The sequence below is a fragment of the Gracilibacillus sp. YIM 98692 genome (assembly GCF_010993965.1).
In the GTDB taxonomy this organism is placed as follows: Bacteria; Bacillota; Bacilli; order Bacillales; family Amphibacillaceae; genus Gracilibacillus.
Genome location: NZ_WIXM01000016.1, coordinates 34,964 through 49,349, shown reverse-complemented (window position 1 = coordinate 49,349; position 14,386 = coordinate 34,964). Strand labels below are relative to the sequence as shown.

12 protein-coding genes and 1 riboswitch are annotated in these 14,386 nt (G+C 38.4%); of the genes, 5 read left to right on the top strand and 7 right to left on the bottom strand.

The genetic code is table 11. From position 1 onward, the window contains the following. Positions 1–85 precede the first annotated feature (85 nt). The 7 genes from GHD00_RS13630 to GHD00_RS13600 form a co-directional block, all read right to left on the bottom strand. Positions 86–1,330, bottom strand: a complete 1,245-nt coding sequence (locus tag GHD00_RS13630; RefSeq protein WP_240468703.1) for a TolB family protein — start codon at positions 1,328–1,330, stop codon at positions 86–88. Positions 1,331–1,463: 133 nt separating this feature from the next. Next, positions 1,464–2,087 (bottom strand): hypothetical protein, encoded by a 624-nt coding sequence (locus GHD00_RS13625; RefSeq protein WP_163538713.1) that lies wholly within the window; start codon positions 2,085–2,087, stop codon positions 1,464–1,466. Positions 2,088–2,174: 87 nt separating this feature from the next. Continuing rightward, complete coding sequence (locus GHD00_RS13620) at positions 2,175–2,906, bottom strand: gamma-glutamyl-gamma-aminobutyrate hydrolase family protein (protein ID WP_163538712.1); 732 nt, start codon at positions 2,904–2,906, stop codon at positions 2,175–2,177. A gap of 274 nt (positions 2,907–3,180) precedes the next feature. Beyond that, positions 3,181–4,923: an allophanate hydrolase gene (gene atzF / locus GHD00_RS13615; RefSeq protein ID WP_205600770.1), complete on the bottom strand. Its 1,743-nt coding sequence runs from the start codon at positions 4,921–4,923 to the stop codon at positions 3,181–3,183. After that, the gene (gene uca, locus GHD00_RS13610) at positions 4,920–8,558 is read right to left on the bottom strand and encodes an urea carboxylase (protein ID WP_163538711.1); all 3,639 of its coding nucleotides are present in this window, start codon (positions 8,556–8,558) and stop codon (positions 4,920–4,922) included. Before uca ends, atzF begins: the two co-directional genes overlap by 4 nt. A 33-nt stretch (positions 8,559–8,591) precedes the next feature. Next, on the bottom strand, positions 8,592–9,242 hold the full coding sequence (locus GHD00_RS13605) for an urea amidolyase associated protein UAAP2 (RefSeq protein ID WP_163538710.1): 651 nt from the start codon (positions 9,240–9,242) through the stop codon (positions 8,592–8,594). A gap of 28 nt (positions 9,243–9,270) precedes the next feature. Continuing rightward, positions 9,271–9,990 (bottom strand): urea amidolyase associated protein UAAP1, encoded by a 720-nt coding sequence (locus GHD00_RS13600; RefSeq protein WP_163538709.1) that lies wholly within the window; start codon positions 9,988–9,990, stop codon positions 9,271–9,273. 59 nt (positions 9,991–10,049) lie between these two features. After that, positions 10,050–10,167, bottom strand: a riboswitch (guanidine-I (ykkC/yxkD leader). Positions 10,168–10,519: 352 nt separating this feature from the next. Between GHD00_RS13600 and GHD00_RS13595 the strand changes: the two genes are divergently transcribed. The 5 genes from GHD00_RS13595 to GHD00_RS13575 all read left to right on the top strand — a co-directional run bounded on the left by GHD00_RS13595 (position 10,520) and on the right by GHD00_RS13575 (position 14,386). Continuing rightward, positions 10,520–11,869, top strand: coding sequence for an APC family permease (locus GHD00_RS13595; RefSeq protein WP_163538708.1), 1,350 nt, complete (start codon positions 10,520–10,522; stop codon positions 11,867–11,869). Positions 11,870–11,942: 73 nt separating this feature from the next. Beyond that, positions 11,943–12,047 carry an ATP-binding protein gene (locus tag GHD00_RS21385; protein ID WP_205600769.1) on the top strand — a complete coding sequence of 35 codons (105 nt, stop codon included), beginning with the start codon at positions 11,943–11,945 and terminating at the stop codon, positions 12,045–12,047. A 275-nt stretch (positions 12,048–12,322) separates the two neighbouring features. Further along, positions 12,323–13,111, top strand: a complete 789-nt coding sequence (locus tag GHD00_RS13585) for a hypothetical protein (RefSeq protein ID WP_163538707.1) — start codon at positions 12,323–12,325, stop codon at positions 13,109–13,111. Further along, positions 13,111–13,572 carry a hypothetical protein gene (locus GHD00_RS13580; RefSeq protein ID WP_163538706.1) on the top strand — a complete coding sequence of 154 codons (462 nt, stop codon included), beginning with the start codon at positions 13,111–13,113 and terminating at the stop codon, positions 13,570–13,572. Before GHD00_RS13585 ends, GHD00_RS13580 begins: the two co-directional genes overlap by 1 nt. 568 nt (positions 13,573–14,140) lie before the next feature. Next, positions 14,141–14,386 (top strand): hypothetical protein, encoded by a 246-nt coding sequence (locus GHD00_RS13575; RefSeq protein ID WP_163538705.1) that lies wholly within the window; start codon positions 14,141–14,143, stop codon positions 14,384–14,386.

Below are 14,386 nucleotides of genomic sequence, written 5' to 3'. Positions count from 1 at the left end.
TTTGCTATTTTGGGTTCGCTCTAGGCAAAAACGTTTCAGAACTAATGAATGTTTTCACCGAAGTCTACCATTTTTTCAAAATCACCTATTCATAAAATGCAATCGTCTCGACATTTTGAAGCCACTTCTCTGCGTCGGAACCATCAGATTCAGCAAGCCAGAGGTTTTTATCATTATCTGTTAAAGATTTGCCCCTTAGCCAAACCAGTTTATCAACAGACTTTATATACTGAGGATCGTAGTCACCAAAGTCTTCTGGAGGGTTTGTAATTTTCGTTTGTTTGTTATTTATTATATGAATGGCATAAAGTGATGGTAATGGATGTTTACTGAAATCATTAGACCATTCTTTTTCTTGAATCCTAGCTGTAATAAGTGATTCATTATCCACCCAAGTAAAATCAAGTTCAGCATAATTTTCCGGTGTAAGGGATCCAGACACAGGCATTTCTTTTACTTTCAGATCTTTGTCCTTAAAACCAGCCACAAGCCTTCCGCCTCCGGCAATATAGGCGATAATATCCTTTGTTGGTGCCCATTTCGGAAGACCAACCCCAAGTATCAGTTCATCTAATCCTGTAAACTTTTCGCCATCACTTGAAATAACAGCTAGAGCGTTGCTGTCCATGGACAAAGAAGCGGTTGGTGAGACGATAAAGGATATCCATTTACCGCTAGGAGAAAATGTAAAATGTCTCGCATTAATGGACATAATCGTATGGTTGTCTACCTCAATCTCTTTAGGAATAGTAAAAAAATCCTCAACGGCCTCCATTAAAGTCATTTCACTATATGGTTTTTTAAATGTTTTCTTATATAATTTCGGATTTGTCCATCCATCAGGAAGAAGATCTGCCCGTGAAGCTAAAAGAAAACCACTTCCATCTGGTAACCATGTATACCCATAGACCCCCATAGCGGCATTATAGAAACGATCTAAGTCCGAAACATTTAGAACTCCATCGCTTTGGAAGGAAATAATATTTTGATCAGGTGCCCACTTCGGAGCATGGCCATCATAATAAATTTTTCTCTTTTCTCCAGATGTGATTTGATAAACCCAAATTTCGGATTGTGTTTTACTGTTTTGAAATTCAGAAGAGGTTTCTTTTTGATATAATAGGTACTTACCATCATGAGACCATTGAGGTGATCCATACACCTTACCCGATTTCGTAATTTGTTTTTCCTTATGATCAATCAATGTCCACAGATTCCCCTCACGGATAAAAGCGGCTTTCACATGAGAATTGTCCATACTGGCGTTCACTAACGTTAGCGTTGGAAATGTTAAGGCTATGATGATCATCATGATGCATATTCTAAACAATGTGTGATACCTCCACCATTCAGTTATTTGCACCCTATTATGTGTTTTAGATGGAAGTATTATGTGATTAATGGCAAATGAAGAAAAAACGCACTCATCCAATATATAGATAAGTGCTATAACATCCTTATGCTTATTCTTTTATTAACTTTTCCATATCATTGTCCGTATAGTTATTAGCAACTCCTGGTTTCGTAATTAAATAATCTATAATCTCTATATTCTTGAGAGAAAGTGTTGATTTTAAACCATGAATAATCATGCTTAGATATTCTTTTGATGGTTTATTAAAAGGAACATCTAAATCCCAATCAGCTGTGAAAGTGAAAATGGGATGTCCATCCTCTTCCCCTAAATACAAGATCGTTCCATACCATGAGTCTCTAAACGTCTTGAATCCATTCTTCATGACATCTTGTAAATCTAGATTTAATTCAGCTCCGTTATTTTCTTGTTTCACAACATCCATAAATTGTTCTACGGTAATTAAGTATTTTCTACTATATGTATAGGACTTTTCATCTTTTTTCAATCCGATAAAAGCTACCCCTTGTCTTTGCCAGCGCTCTGATTCTTTTGCAAAATACAGCGGAAAGTGCATGATATAGGTGGATTCGTCAATGGGAAGAGATTGATCTCTGCAACCTACCTCTTCTTTTTCAGACCCTCGAGGGCGCCCGCCTTTTATATAACATAAAAATCGATCCCTACTTAAATTAGAACCATAACTGGCATACCAAACATATTGTTTTGACAATGTAGCATCACCCCCAAACCTTTTTCTCTATTATAAAGACATTTCTACATATAGAAAAGGCTGCAAACTTAAATACAGTTTAAAGCCTCAACCACTTTTTTCACATTCCATCACAAATCTATCGAATAAACGCTGCATTATTGGATCTTCACCAGCCATTTCCTCCGGATGCCATTGTATCCCCATTAACATGGGTGACGTTTTATCAGTTCCTTCCACTGCTTCAATCACGCCATCTGGGGCAACCGCTGTTTTTTTAAGATTCGGTGCAATCTGGTCAATTGCTTGATGGTGCATGCTATTGACCAGAATGTTCGAGCTGCCGATAATTTGATATAACTCGCTCGTTTCATCAATCTGTATATAATGGGTAGGCTCTGGCCTTGTAGCTTGCTGGTTATGTTTCATTGCCTTCGTATTATTCGTTTCGATATCTTGTATAACGGTTCCGCCCAATGCAACATTTAACATCGTTGCTCCTCTGCAAAGTCCCAAGATTGGTTTACCCTGTTTTAGCGCATTTTTCACTAATTCCACTTCTGTAAAATCACGTTTTTTATTCGTTTTTTGAATTTTGGGTGATGGGTTTGCGCCGAACGTATTGGGATCGATATCTTCTCCACTGCTTAAGATAATGCCGTGACAAATTCGAACCCATACTTCTGTCATCTCATTAGTACCTGTTGGGATGATGACAGGAACTCCTCCTGCTTTAATCACTGCTTGAATGTGCTTCTCATGTATATTATAGCTCGGAATGTTATTATGATTGACCATAGAGCTAGTAATCCCAACAACTGGTCTGTTTGATGGTTCCATTTTTCACACTACCTTTCAGCACTTCTCATCTTATAATGAAAAAACGACCTATTATAAATGGTCTATTATATGTCTTTTTTATTTTGCAAAAGTCAATTAAAAATATACTCCATACCTCAGCCATCTATTGCTAAACAAAATTCATGAGTGAATAAGGCACAATGCATAAAAAGACGTCTTATCGATTGCAATAATCGTTAAGACGTCCAACGTGTGGCTTCTGCAGTTACTCCACCACAAACTTCATGAATCCCTTGATACCGTTAATACTATTTTATATTGTAACGACTTGATGCCATCCACCTGCAGACGTTATATCTTCTGCACCTCTTATTCCGTATTCTTCACAAATAAAACCTGGAATTTCTGAGCCATCCTCAAGCTCTACCTTTCCAATTCCTAAAGGAGAAGGAATCTTGGAAGTAAATGCACCGAAAGTTTCGAGTGGCATATCCCACACTTCAACATGTATTGCATCCCCTTCCTCATCTTGTTTTATAAGGCCCGGCTTCTCTGGTGTAGTTGGCAGCTTGTATAATTTATATTTCGAAGCAGTTTTCGCTTCCTTTACAAACACAGCTCCGTGCTCATGCATTTGTTTTTCAAGCAGAAACCCTCTCATATGAAGTCCACAAACAGCGACTGGAGTTGTATGACGAGAAGACACTGACTCAAGTACAGATGTGTCACCTTTAAACGCTAATCCTGTTCCCAGAACGAGCCCTTCCTTATCTGCAAGGCCAAATAATGTTACTCCAAAAGGAAGGTTTTTTCCAGCTTCTTCACATGGAACAGCTAAAGCACTAAGGTCAAGTAAGTTACAATGATTTGTAAAACGCCCCATGTCATTATTCGTTTGAATAGGGTTTTCCCTCACTTGTTCTCTCGTCCATGTCCCGCCACATGTTGGCATAGCAAGTATCGCATTTTCCATCAATTTCTTTACTTCTTGCTTTATCTCTTGCAAACGGTGCATTGCTTGGAAAACAGAAGAGGCGTCATAATTGTCTCCTGAGCCAGAACGTAATATTTGCTCCGTTACCGGGAAGGAGCTGCCTGGGTTATTTTCAAGAAACCTTCCTAATGCAGTCCATCTCTCTGCAATATAGGGACCTCCATATAGAATACTTGCAGCTTCCGAAAGGATATCAGTATTTACATATTCGACAGGAATATGTAATTGTTGTAACTTACATTTTGTTTTCTCCCATGCCGTTTTATATTCTTCTGCAAAAGGTCCAAAGAAAGTAGGTTCTTCTTGTGGTATTAATATCTTCTCTGGACGCTCTGGAATTGGCTTACGGATTGCTTTAGACCATGGATTGTTAGGATCTTCACCCCGTACCACAGCATCCACCATTAGAGCTTCCTCCAAAGTATGACTAAATACTGTCACACAGTCGAGACTTTCACAAGCGGGCACGACTCCTTTAGTAGACCATGCTCCCAAGCTTGGTTTAAAACCGACAATTCCATTTAGTGCGGCAGGTACACGACCGGATCCGGCTGTATCAGTTCCTAAAGAGAAAGCAACCTGATTACGAGCAACAGCCACAGCCGAACCAGAACTAGATCCTCCGCTAATTAATTCATCTTGCATACTATTATGCGTCTCTCCGTATGGACTTCTTGTACCAACAAGTCCAGTTGCAAACTGATCTAAATTCGTTTTTCCGACAGGAATAGCACCTGACTCCACCAACCTTTTCACTACCGTGGAATGCTTGGCTGGAGTATAGGCATAATCTGGACAGCCAGCAGTTGTCGGCACGCCTGCAACATCAATATTATCCTTAACCGCAAATGGTATTCCCCATAACGGTGCCTTCTCTCGGTTCATGTCTTTTAACTTTTCTAAGTATGGATAAATCTTTTCCATAGAAGGAGGACTTATCCAAATGTTCTTTTCTTCATCTGCGGCAGCCTGTTCAATAATTTCTTCTATTACATCTTCTGGCGTTATCTTTCCGTTTTTATAGTCTTCTTGAAGATCTGTAATAGTACGGGTTGATATCATGTAATAGACACCTCGTTTCTCTTCTCCTCAGCGATACCAGCGACAAGTTGTCCAGCTTGCACTTCATCACCTGGTTTGACATGTACGGAAGTGATATAACCGTCACAAGTAGCATTCTGTGGAAATTCCATTTTCATACTTTCTTCTATAATAATAGCTTCTCCTTTTTTTACGTACTGACCTGGCTCAACAAGCACCTTCCATACACTTCCTGGCATCATACAACGAACTGCCATTTCGTCTTCAGGTAAATCTTCCTCTACGGTCACAGTATTATTATTTTCTTCACCAATGTATTCGGCAATTCCAAGTTCTTTCCATCTTTCCCTTTCTGCATCAAAAGCAGCCTGCTGCTTCATCCGAAATTCTTCAGCACTTTCTTTAATAGATTCTTGGAATTCTAAATATTCTCCAAGGTTAAAAGTTGTTTCAGTTATATCTGCTTCAAATCTTCCACGTAAAAAGTCTTCCCTCATTTCCATTAATTCATCAGCCTCAACAGCATAGTATTGAATTTGGTCGAAGAAACGAAGCAGCCATGGCTTCCCAGGTTCGAAACTTTCTGTGGATTGAAGTCTATTCCACATTTGAATCGTACGACCAACAAATTGGTAACCACCTGGTCCTTCCATTCCGTATACACACATATAGGCACCGCCAATACCGACTGCATTTTCCGGAGTCCAAGTTCGTGCCGGGTTATATTTGGTTGTAACTAACCGGTGGCGAGGATCAATTGGTGTAGCTAAAGGAGCCCCTAGATAAACATCTCCAAGTCCTAGAACTAAGTAATTTGCATCAAATACAATTCTTTTTACATCCTCAATGCTATTAAGTCCATTAATACGACGAATGAATTCAAGATTGTCCGGGCACCAAGGTGCATCTGGGCGGACGTTCTTCTGATAACGTTCTGTTGCTAACTGTGTAGACGGATCATTCCAAGATAATGGAAGCTTTACAATCCTTGATGGTACTTCAATCTCATGAAGTGGCGGTAATTGCTTATCTATTTCTAAAATAAGCTCCCCTGCCGACTTTGCGCTGATTTTGAGCGGATCAATATGGACTTGTAAGGAACGTACCCCTGGCGTCATTTCGATAACGGGAAGACGACCATCTTTACGGATTGCTTCCATTAGAACCTGTACTTGGAAGCGTAGTTTTAAATCAAGTTCCATTTTCCCGTACTCCACCAGTAAATATTCATCCCCGCTGAACCGAACAGAAATCGGAAATCTGCGACCAGTTTCTTCATATATAAATAGCGGATAATTTGGCGTCAAATTTTGCTGCTTACTTGGAAGTGCTAATCGTGATAACTGATCGATATTTCCATTACCTACTGCTTCTAATTTTTCCTCTTGGCGCTTACGTAATTCGTTGGCTTCTTCGATCGTAAGTAATTGAAAACGAACTGTGTCTCCCGGGTGGAGCTGGCCGATTTTCCAAAACTCTGCTGAAGCACTGGTTACCGGGCAGACAAAGCCGCCAAGACTTGGTCCATCTGGGCCAAGGAGAATTGGCATATCCCCAGTTAAGTCCAACGTCCCTACTGCATAAGCATTATCGTGTATATTAGATGGATGAAGCCCTGCTTCTCCACCATCTTCTCGGGCCCAATTTGGTGCTGGCCCAATCAGACGCACTCCTGTACGAGAGCTATTAAAATGAACTTCCCATTCCGTTTCAGAAAGCTGATGTAAATAATCTTCCTGCAAGAACTCTTCCGTACAGTGAGGTCCAGGAATGACACCAATCGTCCATTGATTACTGACCTCAGGCTGGTGTTCTTTATATAATGCTTGCTGTACTTCTGATTTATTGTCTTCCTGCACTTGGAGTACATCTCCAGGTCGTAGCGCACGACCGCCGTGTCCTCCGAATCCCCCTAGGGTGAAAGTAGAGGAGCTTCCAAGAATTCTTGGCATTTCTAGTCCGCCTTCTACAAGAAGATACGTACGCATTCCTTCTTTCGCTTCCCAAAACTCGAGAACTTGCCCCCTTTTAGCATAGACTGGCGTATACATTGGCACCGATTTATCATCAAGTTTTGCTTGCATATCCGCCCCTGTAAGACAGAACAACATATCATCACGGAAGCTGTATGTACCTCCTCGCAATGTCAATTCGATACCACTTGCATTATCTTCATTTCCAAGGAGCTTATTTCCTAGTCGGAAAGAGTATGGATCCATTGGTCCGCATGGGGGTACCCCAACATCCCAATGTCCCGTTCTTCCAGGCCAATCCTGTACAGTAGATTGCACACCACCATCCAATACTTCAATAGAGTGTTCGGCTGGTTTATACCCTTCTAGCATTCTCGTATACACATCGCCTTGTTGCACAGTGCTTTCCTGTAGCAAGTTTCTTAAATAAGAAAGGTTTGTTGTCACTCCATAGAATCGAGTAATAACTAGTGCTTCTATTAATTTCTGAATAGCTTCATTACGGTCTTTTCCATGAACGATAATCTTAGCAAGCATTGGATCATACATCGTCGTAATTTCAATACCATCTTGCACCCATGTTTCATTACGTGCAGCTTCTGCGAATACTACACTATCAAGATGACCTGCACTTGGACGAAATTGCTGGTGACAGTCTTCCGCATAAATCCTTGCTTGGATGCTATGACCAGATGGAACGGAAACTTTTGCTTCTATTTGCTGGAGTTCATCTGCTGCTTCTCTAACCATCCATTCGACAAGATCAATGCCAAGCACTTCTTCCGTAACCCCATGCTCCACTTGTAATCTTGTATTTACTTCTAGAAAATAAAATTCTTCTGTATCTGGATCGTAAAGAAACTCAACAGTACCAGCACTTCGGTATCCTGCTTCATTTGCAAGTCTCTCAGCAGCAAGCGCCATTTCATTCCTAACGGACTGAGAAAGTCTTGGTGCCGGACTTTCTTCAATTACTTTTTGATTTCGTCGCTGAATGGAACAATCTCTCTCCCCAAGGGCCTTTACCTCTCCAAATCGATTTCCAAAAATTTGAACTTCCACATGTCGTGCTTTTTCTATATATTTTTCTACAAACAAACCGCCATCGTTAAAGTTGGTTTCAGCTAGATGCTTTACTCCATCGTACGCTTCTACCAGTTCGTTTTCACCTTTACACACTCTCATGCCGATTCCACCACCACCAGCTGTACTCTTTAGTATCACTGGGTATCCAATCTTCTCTGCTTCACGCAATGCTTCTGCTTTATCCGTAATTAAGTCTGTTCCAGGAAGAAGGGGGACGTTTGCCTTTTCTGCTACTTCCCGAGCGGAGTGTTTTAAGCCGAATATATCAATTTGCTCAGGCGTTGGTCCAATAAACGTTATCCCCTTTTCTGCACACTTACGAGCAAAATCAGCATTTTCACTTAAAAAACCATAGCCAGGATGAATAGCCTCAGCTCCTGTTTCTATTGCTTTCTCTAAGATTAGATCAGCATTTAAATAACTATCATTTGCAGGACCTTCTCCTACACAAATTGCTTTATCCGCTTGTACTACGTGTAAACTGTCCTGGTCTGCCTTTGAATAAACAGCAACGGATGTAATTCCTAATTTTTTCAATGTTCTTTCTATTCGAACTGCAATAGCTCCTCGATTTGCTATTAAGACTTTATTAAACATTTACACTACTCCTTTCTCTTTATCTATTGATCATTACTTTTCCCAGATTAGTAGACGAAGTGCTGTTGGATTAAACCCGCTGCATGGATTATTAAGCTGCGGACAATTACTAATTAAAACGGTTGTTTCACAAAGGGCTCTCATTTCAACGTAATGCCCCGGACCTGAAATTCCATCGGCAAACTCCAGCCCACCCTCTGAGCTAAGCGGTACATTCATAAAAAAGTTAATGTTTGGAGCTAAGTCTCTTTTTGTGTAGTTCTTGCCGTACTGTGCCAGTTGCTTCATAAACGTGTCTCTGCAATTGTGCATGGTAACTCTATCATGAGCGTAACGAACAGTGTTACTTTGCGCAGAGCAAGCTCCACCTAATGTATCGTGACGCCCAACCGTATCAGCCTCTATTTTTAATAGTTCTTTGCCAGACTCTGCTCGAAGGATTGAACCGGTTGATAAGTACACATTCTTTTGCGCAGAAATCGTTGCGATTGCACTATAATGATCCTCTAAGTTATTAGTATCAAAGAATAAAGTGTCCGCTGCTTGATTCCCCTCAATGTCAACAATTCGAAACACTTGGCCTGGCTTCAAATCATACATCCATCCTTCTCCAGCTGGTAATAACTCATCATAAATGGCTTCTTCCACTTTCAAATTACTTTTTACTTGACTTAAAACTGTCATCATTTATTCCTCCTACTCTATTTTTCGTTTATTGGCCAATTAATAGTTGATAGTTCCATGTGTTTTCAAAGGCACGACGATTTTCTGGACGGTAATTTACACAGTAATCGAATTCATCTGCTTCGTTTCCTTTTGTCACTTCCATTTTGATAGGTACCGATGGATAAGTGACACTAGGATCATGCGGGTTCGGTGTATTGGACAAAAGAAACAAAATATCCATATCAGCACGTAATGTAACTGTGTCTCCTTTACGACAATGAGAAGGGGAAAAATGCATCTCTCCTTCAGGGCTCACGTAAATCTTTGAGAAGAGATTTACATTTGGAACCATATCTCGGATACCTAATCCATTTCGAACCAACTCTACAATAAAATTTTCTTGACCACTTCGTAACCAATCGTTTTGCATTTCCTGAAAGCTCGTTTTTCCGTATTTTTCATCTGTTAACTCACGAGTGGAATATCCTCCAATCGGATCGTGCCAACCAAGACTATCCTCTACAATACTTGCTAGCACACGCCCATTATCGCTCATGAGGACATTTCCTTTCGTTAGCTTAGAAGTATGTTGCGCTTTGAGAGAGTCAGGGGCGTTGTAACGCTCCGATAAGTTTGTAGCATTGTAAAGAAGAACTGATAGATTCGCTCCCTCTCCTAATGCTGTAAATGTAATGTAACTCCCTTTAGCAATTGTTCCCGACCATTTCGCTCCGGGTTGTAATGTGTTTTCCCATACTCTACTCATTATTTATTCCTCCTTAGAAATCCTATTTTAAGTAATAAAAAAAAGCCCGGGAGAATGTAATCTCCCAGGCTTTTTTCCTTCCGTGTAAACAAGCTTTCTTATAGTAGAAGCCTGTTCGCTCTCTCTCGGACCAGTCCCAGAGCGCTATACCCCGGCGGAACCCTAGACAGCTTTGTTCTTCTCGAATAATCGAGAAGCTTTATTTTGTTTTTTGTTGTGTTGTATATATTCTTAGTATGCCAAGGGGGAAATAGCTCCACAACATCTATGTTAGATTATCTAACTAACTTTTTTTCCAATCCCTTTATGACGCTATTTTTTCAATATTCCACTTTAAACAGATATAATTTTAAAATCTAGAACGCAAATAAGATTTTCAAAAAAATGTGTTAGATTTACTAACAATATAGTTGTCATTCACTTTAGATTGCCTAGAAAATGATTACTATGATTTATTCCACTTCGCGAAGATTAATAAATGAGTAAAGAAATTTTAAACATGTAGTAATAGAAAGGTGAGGTTGTGAAAATGAAGGAAAGCACGGAACTAAAGAAAACGTTAACACTTCCACAAGTCGTATTTCTCGGATTAGCTTGGAATACTCCAATGATTTATTTCTCTGTTTTTGGTGTCGCTTATCAAGGATCTAATGGATTTTTAACATCTGCCTATTTTTTAGCTGTTATCGCTGTTCTTTTTACAGGAGCAAGCTATGCAATCATGGCTAAAAAATTTCCTATTTCAGGTTCCGCCTACACATTTGCGAAAAAGGCCATTCATCCAAATGTTGGTTTTTTAGTCGGCTGGATTTTGTTATTAAACTATTTATTTGCTCCCATTATAGCTGCTATTACATTCGGTATTTTCATGCACGCTGAATTTCCAGCCATCCCAGCCTTCGTATGGATTATCGGACTTATTGTTCTTCTTGCCATTATAGCAACAATTGGTGTAAATTCCTCAGCAAACATCAGTAGTGTATTCGTTTCTTTACAGATTATATTTATTATTGGTTTTACAAGCTTTCTTGTTTATGCATTATTTATTGATAGCGGAGCAGCAAGCCTTGTTTCCCCAGAACCCTTCTTGAATGTAGACTTATCATTCTCCGTAGCGCTTGCCGGTGCATCTATTGTCGTTTTTTCATTCTTAGGTTTTGATACATTGACCACTCTATCCGAAGAAACCAAAAATGCTAAAAAAACTATTCCTAATGCAATTTTTATCATGATTGCTATTGTTGGTGTTTTACATGTGACAATGTCATATTTTATAGAATTGTCTTATCCTACTTTTACTATTCAGGATGCTGATTCCGCAGCTCTTGAGTTAATGGGGATAATTGGAGGAAGCCTACTTCGCGCTGTATTCATGACCGTTTTAATTGCTGCTATTTTCACACAAGGACTCGCTTCTGTTACGAGTGTTTCTCGTCTCTTGTATGTCATGGGTCGAGATTCCATTTTACCAAAAAAATTTTTTGGCTACGTTCATCCAAAATTCAAAACACCATCATTAAACATACTCGTTGCGTCTGTCATCTCTTTATTAGCCATCTTCATTACCGTCGATGATGCAATACGCTTCGTAAACTTCGGAGCACTCAGTGCTTTCTTCTTTGTTAATCTTTGTGTGATCCGTTTGTATTTTAAAAATAAAGAAAAACGTTTTGTTCGTATGACTATTACTAATTTGATTTGCCCTATCATTGGTGCAAGTTTTATTGTCTGGCTTATGGTCTTATTGGATGTTCCAACCCTTATCGGCGGCTCTATATGGATTGCTGCTGGAATAGTATATCTCTTGTACTTAACGAATGCTTTCCAAAAGCCACTCCATGATCAAAAACAGGGAGAAGAAGAGAGACAGGTGGTATAACATAAACTATTTTTTTAAGGAACAGTGAAACAGGAAATCATCGAACGATGTTCATAAAGGAACGTGTGCCAGCGTGATCATCACAACAAACTTGGAGTTTTCAAAATGGACGAGTTTATTTAGAGATGAAATGATGACAGCCGCACTCTTATATCGGCTCAAATATCCAATTGTTTAATGGTGAATCATATTGATTTCGGCAAAGTTTGAAATATAAAGAAAAGGAAGAGGTGTAGAATTAACCTGTGGAGGCGTTTGGGGGATTTTTCCCTCCAGAGCCCCCCCCAAACACCAATAATCCCTAAAAGTATACTCAAAACAACTTCTATTTGTTTCATATTGTAAAAACCTTGATTATACAAATTTGCAGTATATGAATAGAATTATTTCATTTGGAAATAAAAGTAATAAAAGTAAATTTTTTAAATCACTGTCATAAAGGTTGGGAATATCTTGACTCCGAAAAGTAATGAACGCCGATGGATCGTTAGTTCCAATTCTCTAACAAATAATGTTTTAAGTTTTAATAGCCCTTGGGTAGTTCTGTGGTGGTCTATGGCTTTCCCCGGATATGGCCACTTATTAATCAATCATTATTTATGGGGATTTATATTAATACTATTTGAATTTATATTTAATAACTTAGGACAAATCAATTTAGCGATTTTCTATTCTATGTTAGGTGACATAGAACATGCTAAAGAGGTTTTAAACATCAAGTGGACTCTTTTATATGCTTCTGTCTATGTATTTACGATTGCAGATAGTTACCGAAGGTGTGTAGATAACAACAAAGTTTATCAACTAGCGTATGCTCAAGGAGATAGTAAAAATCCTTTTCAATTTTCACCATTGGAAAAAAATCTTTTGGAAAAGAGAGAACCACTTTATACATGTTTTTGGTCTATTATTATGCCAGGGTTAGGTTCGTTTATATCCAATAGAATGCCACTTTTTATATTATCTTTGATTTGGTGGGGAGTAGTGATCTTTTATTCCAATCTTTATGAAGCAATTGTGTATTCGATGATAGGTGACATTTCGAAAGCAAAAGCAACTTTAAATCCTCAATGGGTTTTATTTATTCCTTCGATTTATGTTTTTGGAATTTTTAGTGCTTATAATATGGCAGTAGGAAATAACAAAGTTTATGAAATGGAAAAAAGTAGTTTTCTCAAAAAATATTATCAAAAAGGGGAATTAGATAGTATCTATAAAGATTCTCAGCAGGAGGGGAGTTAATGCATATTGTCTCTGCATTTGAATATAACACAGAATTGGAACTTGCTCTTTTAAAGTTAGAAGAAAACGGAATACATAAAGAACAAATAGTTGCTATACCTTTAGATAAACGGAAAGAGCAAGGAAGGTTATTTGATACTATACATCGTTCAGATGGTATTAGTATGGTAGATTTAGCTTTTATTCTTGGTACGATAGGCATGCTTTTAGGAATTATCTATGGATATGTTCATACATGGGGCCCCATTTTTTTAGGATTTATGGGCTTAATGATTGGATTTATAATTGGAGTCATTATTAAATATTTTTACATAAAACGGAAAGAAATCAAAAATAGGGAAACAAAAATTGAAGTTTTTTTAACTGTAAAGTGTCATGAAAAGCAACACGAAACAATCAAAAGAATACTTTGGGAACATGATGCTCTTGCGGTTGGAGTAATAAGTGAGGGTCGAAATTGATTGGTGTACATAACTAGGTAGTGGACGTTGCTAAAAATGTATATGGTCATACAAGATGCTACTGATCTATATCTTCTTCAAGTTTACAGTTTTTTTGCTGTTCATATAACGAAATCCTTAGCAAATTAGCAGGCATGTAAAGGGCTAAACATATCAGTTGTATTTTGATTTACATAATTTTTTAAAAATAAGGATTAAAAAAATGTAATTACACGTTTTAGGAATTAAAGAATATGATGATTATAAACATATATTTTTACCGTTTCGCTTTATAGGATCAGATCAAATTGTTTATGGCAAAAGGAGAATAGGTGTGTAGCGGAGTCTGAATAAAGAAATTGGTTATTTTAAAAGATTTCGACTAGTCTGCCTTAACTAAAGTAAAACGAAAGCCTTGCCCCTGGCATCTTCTTATTTTGTTGTTTTATCAGCTCAACCAATATGAAGTGAACACCCATTTTCGTCTTCATTTTTAGAATGAAAACGTAAAATGGCATAAAAGAGAGAATAATAAAATAAGGTGGTGTCAGGTTTTGAATTGTTTTTGTGAAAAGGAGGAAGTAACCTTATGCCAGTATCAATTGTATTTAATCAAATAGCAGTGAATACAGTTAACGTCAATTCATCTGTTGCAACAGGACAGAACAATCAGACGGATTGGTCCTTCCAAGGGAAGAATAATCTTGCAGCTGGGCAGCAAATTGGTTTAGTAACTTTAACTGGTAATTTTAATCAAATAGTGGATAATGATGTCATTGATGTTCCGGTTAATGCAAGCGAAGCTGTGAATCCACAATCCAATGTACAATACTAA

Bases quoted from the DNA above. Each gene is read 5' to 3' on its own strand.
- uca (WP_163538711.1), bottom strand. From the start codon at position 8,558: ATGTTTAATAAAGTCTTAATAGCAAATCGAGGAGCTATTGCAGTTCGA.
- GHD00_RS13605 (WP_163538710.1), bottom strand. From the start codon at position 9,242: ATGACAGTTTTAAGTCAAGTAAAAAGTAATTTGAAAGTGGAAGAAGCC.
- GHD00_RS13600 (WP_163538709.1), bottom strand. From the start codon at position 9,990: ATGAGTAGAGTATGGGAAAACACATTACAACCCGGAGCGAAATGGTCG.
- GHD00_RS13595 (WP_163538708.1), top strand. From the start codon at position 10,520: ATGAAGGAAAGCACGGAACTAAAGAAAACGTTAACACTTCCACAAGTC.
- atzF (WP_205600770.1), bottom strand. From the start codon at position 4,923: ATGATATCAACCCGTACTATTACAGATCTTCAAGAAGACTATAAAAAC.
- GHD00_RS13620 (WP_163538712.1), bottom strand. From the start codon at position 2,906: ATGGAACCATCAAACAGACCAGTTGTTGGGATTACTAGCTCTATGGTC.
- GHD00_RS13580 (WP_163538706.1), top strand. From the start codon at position 13,111: ATGCATATTGTCTCTGCATTTGAATATAACACAGAATTGGAACTTGCT.
- GHD00_RS13575 (WP_163538705.1), top strand. From the start codon at position 14,141: ATGCCAGTATCAATTGTATTTAATCAAATAGCAGTGAATACAGTTAAC.